The organism is Pseudomonas sp. IT-P258 (genome assembly GCF_949767825.1).
In the GTDB taxonomy this organism is placed as follows: domain Bacteria; phylum Pseudomonadota; class Gammaproteobacteria; order Pseudomonadales; family Pseudomonadaceae; genus Aquipseudomonas; species Aquipseudomonas monachiensis.
Window position 1 is genome coordinate 464139 of record NZ_CATKPU010000054.1, and the last position, 6432, is coordinate 470570.

Annotated in this window: 4 protein-coding genes and 2 pseudogenes; 4 read left to right on the forward strand and 2 right to left on the reverse strand. The window is 59.5% G+C overall.

Going from position 1 to position 6432, the window contains the following annotated elements:
* Positions 1-213: 213 nt before the first annotated feature.
* From ACM6G4_RS20605 to ACM6G4_RS20620, 4 genes and pseudogenes are all read left to right on the forward strand, one after another.
* The gene (locus ACM6G4_RS20605; protein WP_056724938.1) at positions 214-1551 is read left to right on the forward strand and encodes an MFS transporter; all 1338 of its coding nucleotides are present in this window, start codon (positions 214-216) and stop codon (positions 1549-1551) included.
* Positions 1552-1865: 314 nt separating this feature from the next.
* Positions 1866-2174 (forward strand): annotated as a pseudogene (locus tag ACM6G4_RS20610) (PAS domain-containing protein); the annotation flags it as partial.
* Positions 2175-2456: 282 nt separating this feature from the next.
* A pseudogene (locus ACM6G4_RS20615) lies at positions 2457-3431 on the forward strand (methyl-accepting chemotaxis protein); the annotation flags it as partial.
* A gap of 99 nt (positions 3432-3530) precedes the next feature.
* On the forward strand, positions 3531-3824 hold the full coding sequence (locus tag ACM6G4_RS20620) for a hypothetical protein (protein WP_414914494.1): 294 nt from the start codon (positions 3531-3533) through the stop codon (positions 3822-3824).
* A 196-nt stretch (positions 3825-4020) separates the two neighbouring features.
* On the opposite strand, the gene ACM6G4_RS20625 is transcribed toward ACM6G4_RS20620, so the two are convergent.
* Both ACM6G4_RS20625 and potE read right to left on the reverse strand, forming a co-directional pair.
* Positions 4021-4926: an amino acid ABC transporter substrate-binding protein gene (locus ACM6G4_RS20625; protein WP_056724943.1), complete on the reverse strand. Its 906-nt coding sequence runs from the start codon at positions 4924-4926 to the stop codon at positions 4021-4023.
* A gap of 48 nt (positions 4927-4974) precedes the next feature.
* On the reverse strand, positions 4975-6315 hold the full coding sequence (potE, locus tag ACM6G4_RS20630) for a putrescine-ornithine antiporter (RefSeq protein WP_056724945.1): 1341 nt from the start codon (positions 6313-6315) through the stop codon (positions 4975-4977).
* Positions 6316-6432: the final 117 nt, after the last annotated feature.

Below are 6432 nucleotides of genomic sequence, written 5' to 3' on the forward strand. Positions count from 1 at the left end.
TTGATCTGATCCCTGCGACCGACAATACCCCCAACGCTTTTCAAATTTGCGAAAAAATCGCCCTTTTCCCTCCTTGGGCCAATCTGGCGCGAATCCTGCCTCATTCAACGGCATGAAGTCGGTACTGACTATGTGGGTGACACTTTTGAAGTGAGCCACCTCAGGGCCTGCCCCGATAATCGATAGCTTACTGACGAACAGTCGAGGTCAAGCATGACGAGCGCAACTATGGAACAAGTCAGCCCGCAAACGCTGAGAAGAGTGATTGTGGCCGCCGGCATCGGCAATTTCGTCGAATGGTTCGACTTTGCCGTCTACGGCTTTCTGGCCACGACCATCGCCCAGCAATTCTTCCCCAGCGGCGATGCCAGTGCCGCGCTGCTCAAGACCTTTGCGGTATTCGCCGTGGCCTTTGCGTTTCGGCCCCTTGGCGGGATTTTCTTCGGCATGCTGGGCGACAGGATCGGCCGCAAGCGCACCCTCGCGATGACCATCCTGCTGATGGCCGGCGCCACGACCTTGATCGGACTGTTGCCCACTTATGCGGCGATTGGGGTCATGGCGCCGATTCTTCTGTCCCTGATCCGTTGCGCCCAGGGTTTTTCCGCCGGGGGAGAATACGCAGGCGCCTGTGCCTACCTGATGGAGCATGCACCGAGTGATAAACGCGCCTGGTACGGCAGCTTCATTCCGGTGTCGACATTTTCCGCCTTCGCCGCGGCCGCCGTGGTGGCGTACGCGCTCGAGGCGTCATTGTCCGCCGAAGCGATGGGGAGCTGGGGCTGGCGCTTGCCGTTCCTGATTGCCGCGCCTCTGGGCCTGGTGGGGCTTTACCTGCGCTGGAAGCTCGATGAGACACCGGCATTCCAGGCAGTGACTCAGGAGCATGCTGTCGCCCACTCCCCACTCAAGGAAACCTTGCGCAACCATGGTGCGGCGATCTGTTGCCTGGGCGCCTTTGTGTCACTCACGGCGCTTTCGTTTTACATGTTCACCACCTACTTCGCGACCTACCTGCAAGTCGCCGGAGGCCTGAGTCGCGCAACAGCCTTGCTGGTGTCCCTGATTGCATTGTTGTTCGCTGCGGCGATCTGCCCGCTGGCCGGGCTGTATTCGGACCGGGTCGGGCGTCGAATCACGGTGATGACGGCTTGCGCGCTGTTGATCGTGGTCGTGTATCCATCGTTCCTGATGGCCAGTTCCGGTTCGTTCGCCGCGTCCATCGTCGGCGTCATGCTCCTGGCGATTGGCGCGGTGTTGTGTGGCGTGGTCACCGCGGCCTTGCTCTCGGAAACCTTCCCTACCCGTACTCGATACACCGCCTCGGCTATCACCTACAACATGGCGTACACCCTGTTCGGCGGCACCGCGCCGCTGGTGGCAACGTGGCTGATCAGCACCACCGGCAGCAACCTGTCGCCGGCGTTCTACCTGATCGCGATTGCCTTGCTCGCATTGGCGGGCGGGCTGGCATTACCGGAGACTTCAAGGATTTCCCTGCATGACGTTGCGGCGCAGGAGAAAGCCGAGGGCGTGGGCGCATCGGCCTGAAAACACGAAACGAGCCGGCAGGCGTCATGTAAGCAGGGTTTCCATCAGCGGCCTCTGACTGCGATGCTCATTCGCGGCTCAGGGGCCACTCAAGTCGACGTCACGAGTGATTTCACATTGATATCGCCGATTTGTCATGAAATGAAAAGAAATTGTCGTCGAATGAAGGGTCGATAGCCTCCCCCGTCCATAAATTCCTCTTCAGGCCCGCGCGTTGAATCCCCCGATCTGACGCCCGGCCCGGCCGGCGCAATGCCTGGGCGCATTCATGATTTATATGCTCAACATAATAATAATCCGAGGGGTCGCATTGTATGCGTGTGAATTTACCCGTAACCGAGCATGAAAGAGTTTTCCCCACCGAACAGCGATTGATCTCCACGACCGATCTGGACAGCCGAATCACCTACTGCAATGACGCCTTCGTTGCCATCAGCGGATTCACCTACGACGAACTGGTCGGGCAGACCCATAACCTGGTTCGACACCCCGATATGCCACCCGGGGTATTCGTGCATATGTGGCATACCATCAAGCAAGGCAAACCCTGGATGGGTATTGTGAAAAACCGCGCGAAAAATGGTGATTTCTACTGGGTCAGTGCCTACGTCACGCCCATCTATGAAAACGGACGCATGAGTGGTTACGAATCGGTCCGCTCGGTGCCCAGCCGCGACCAGGTCCGGCGGGCATCAGCGCTCTATTCCAGGATGCGGGCCGGCAAGCCGATCGTTGCGCGCAGCGCGCGGATATTCCGGCCACTCCGACAGGGATGGCCATTATTGATGGCTGGCGGAGTTTCACTGGTGGGTAGTCAGTGGCTACCTCAAACGGCGGCACAAGGGGTCCTGATCGCAAGCCTTGGTATTGCCTGGTACCTGATCGAGTCCCGAAATCGCAGGGCCATCGAGCGCACCCTGGCCGAGCATCCGAAAGCCTTTTCCGATCCGCTGGTCGCGCTCACCTACAGCGATAACCACGGCCCCCAGGGGCAATTGGACATGGCCATGCTTAGTGAGGAAGCGCGCCTGCAGACAGCCCTGAGCCGGTTGGTCGACGCCGGGGTCAATGTCAAGGCCAAGGCGGCGCAGTCATCGGAGCTTTCAGGTTCCCAGGCGCAGTCGCTGGATCGCCAGCGCAGTGAAACCGATCAGTCTGCCGCCGCCATTTCACAGATGGCCGCCACCATTCAGGAAGTCACGCAGAACGTCATCAGCACCGCACATGCCGCCTCGGAGGCTGACCAGTTGACCCGTGACGGCAGCGAGTTGGCCCGGCAAAGCCTGAGTGCCATGAAAACCATGCACGAGGCGGTCAACGAGATTGGCCAGGCGGTCAATGCATTGGCGAGCGAAACGCAATCGATCGGCAGTGTCGTGGATGTCATCACCTCCATTGCCGAACAGACCAACCTGCTGGCGCTCAATGCGGCCATCGAGGCGGCGCGGGCCGGTGAGCAAGGTCGCGGTTTTGCCGTGGTTGCCGACGAGGTGCGCTCCCTGGCCCAACGCACCCGCACCTCCACCGAACAGATCCACGGCATCATCGCTTCACTGTATGACGGTGCCGATCGCGCCGTTTCAACGGCCAATCGTGGCGAGCAGATTTCCCGCGAAAGCATGCAAAGTGTCGAGGCGGTGCAGTCGGCGTTGGTCGGCATCAGCCAGGCTGTCACCCGGATAACCGGCATGAGCCAGCAGATGGCCTCGGCATCTGAAGAGCAAAGTCACGTGGCTGAAGATATCAATCAACAGATCACCCGCATTGCCCAACTGTGTGATCACAGCGCCGGGCAGGCCAAGCAAGGCGCCGCCATCAGCCAGGACCTGGAAGTCATGGCCGATTACCTGCACAGCCTGGCCGAACGTTTCAGCCGATAGCCATTGGCGCCTGTTGACCGTCTGGCATCCGGGCAACAGGCAGCCAACGGCCGATACCCGACATATGCTGGGGGTCGTCGGCGACGCTCAGCTCGCTGCATGATTTCGCAGTTGATTGGCGCTCAACAATTGCTGGATCCGCTGGTGCAATCCCGTCATTCAATCTCTGCGTTTATCAAGGCACTGACGTCGCAGGGTAAGGTTATTGATCTCCATGCAACTGACCGAGTAATCGTCATCATTATTATTTTTGGCCTTGTCCTTGGCCTTGCCGCAATTGCCATTGTCATTGCAATTGCCCTTCCCCTTTTGATCATTGCTGTTTTTCAAGCAGTTTCTGACATCACTTGCACTGCCCGCATCATCGCAATTGGAGCCGGCAAAGGAGGTTGATGGCAAAGCCAGGGAGAATAGGAGTGTGCACACAGTGGCTGCGACGATTCGCATGATAAAGCTCCTGAGTAGTCTGCTACTTGCCTGCAGCAGTGCCTTGGACAGGCACTGGGTAACTGTAACAGGTCAGTTTGAGGCGGCTCGCCAACCTGCTCGATAACGGCCGCCCGCAAGCGGCCTTTGATTCTCGACGGCATCAGGGCAATGCATAGACCCTGAACAATCTCTTCACGGTAAGGTTGCTCCCGCCCAGATACTGGTCGTAGGCCTTTTCTATGTAGCCCGAGTAGTAGGCTTCACTCAGGGCCGTATCGACCAGCAAACGGAAGTCTTCGTCATTGCGATCCACGATCATCGCCACCGGCGAGTACTCGAAGATCCGGTCCAGGATCATCAGGTTCTTGTCGGCGCCTTCCTTGGCGATTTCGTTGCGCAGCAGCATGCGTTCGGAGAAGAACGCATCGGCCTTGCCCTCGGAGACCAGTTTGACGCCTTCGTCGTTGTTGGCCACGGTCACCAGCGAGGCAATCACGTTGAGCAGGCGCATCTGTTCGCGAATCCAGTCTTCGGTCACGCCCCCTTCCAGGGTCGCGTAGGTTTGGTTGGCCAGGCCGTTGTTGATGCTGGCGCGCCAGGTCGGGCCGGCATTGGCGACCTTGCCGTTGAGCACGTTGAGCAACGGCTCGCCGGCATCGTTGCGCACCACCACCGAGAGGCCGGCGGTGTAGACCGGTATGGAGTAGCTGATCATCTTGCGCCGTTCCAGGGTAGGCGCTGTCGGCGTGCAGAGGATATCGACCTTGCCCTGGCTCACGGCACTGACCTGGTCCGAAACCGTTACCGGCTGATAGTGCACTTGCAGGTCGGGCAGGCCCAGTTCGCTCTTGAGCTTGTCGGCGATTTTCAGGCACAGGTCGATGGCATAACCGCTGGCCTTGTCGCCCTCCTGCTTGCTGAAAGGGGCCAGGTCAGGCAGGTAGCCCAGGGTAAAGGTGTGGCTGCTGCGCACACGTTCGAGGGTATTGGCGCCAGCCACTAGCGGCAGCGTCGAGAGTGCGAAGGCGAGCAGCAGTCTGGTGGTTGTGGCAAATGGTACGTTCATGTCCGGTTTCCCCGTATGCAGATGTCTGTGCAGTCCTGTTGGCCACGCCTAAGGGTTTGCGACCCTGGCCTGGTTGGCCGCTGGCGCTTCGGTGAAGCGCTTGGCGAGGAATCCATAGAGCAGGTAGCCGACAGCGAGCACCAGGGTGCCGCCCATCACCGCATCCTTGCCGCAGGCATACAGGGCGTACAAGGAGTACGTTATGGCAATCAGCAAGACCACCAGGTTGCGCGAGTAAATGCCCGACGAGACCCCGGCCTTGTGCATGATCACCAGCAGGCCGGTCATCGCCGTTATGTAAGGGATCAGGTTGGTAACCGCCGCCAGGCTGACCAGTTTGCTGAACTGGGCGGCGGCATCCGGCGAGATGGTCGACAGGGCCATGAGGGTCTGCAGCACACCACAGACAATCATGCCGACGACGGGCGCATTCATCGAGTTGACCTTGCTGAACAGCTTGAGGAACAGGTTCTGGTCAGCCGTCATCTTGGCCGTTTGCGCCAGGGTGAATTGCCAGCCCAGCAGCGAGCCGACACAGGCCATGACCGCCAGCGCCATGACGATATTGCCCACCATCGGGCTGAACATCGTGGCGTAGACCAACGCGAAAGGCGCCGAGGATTTGGCCAGTTCGTCATTGGGAATGATGCCCTGGATGACAGTCGTCGACAGCACATAGACCACGGCGGCACCGAGGGTGCCGAACAGGCAGGCCAGCGGCACATTGCGCTTGGGGTTTTCCACGGCATCGGTGGCCTGGGCCGCCGACTCCATGCCCAGGAAGGCCCACAGGGTCAGGGGGATGGCTTTGCCGATGGCTTCGGAAATCGGCAGGCTGTTGGGGTTCCAGGCAGCGGCCAACACATCGGACTTGAACCAGAACCAGCCGATGATGCTCAGGCCCGCGACCGGAATGATCACCCCCCACACCGTGAACGCGCCGATCTTGCCGGTGATGCCCGGGCCACCGAAGTTGGCGAAGGTGGTCAGCCAGATCAGCGAGATCGTGCCGACGCACAATGGAATGGCACCCGTACCCAGCCAGGGCACGAAGGCGGTCATGTAGCCCACCGCCGAAATGGCCACGGCCACGTTGGCGATGGCCAGTGACAGGAAGTACAGGTAAGAACAGAGGAAAAAACCCGACTTTGAGTGGGCTTCTTCGGTGTACGCGGACAAACCGCCGGAGCGCGGACAGAAGACTCCGCACTGGGCAAAACAGTAGGCGATGGCCATCGAACCGATTGCCGTGAAGATCCATGACAGCAGCGAGACGGCACCCAATTGAGCCATGTTGGTGGGCAACATGATGATGCCCGAGCCCATCATGTTGACCGTTACCAGCGTCGTGAGCCCCATCAGGCCCATTTTCTTGCTTGAATCAGCCATCGCAAACTCCTTGCCTTTTTGCAGGGTTTTGAACCTGGGTCTGGCGACGTGCAACACGCGGCCGGACAGGGGCTAATGCTTACTGCTTGACCAGATGAACGCTTCTTACCCGTGGAG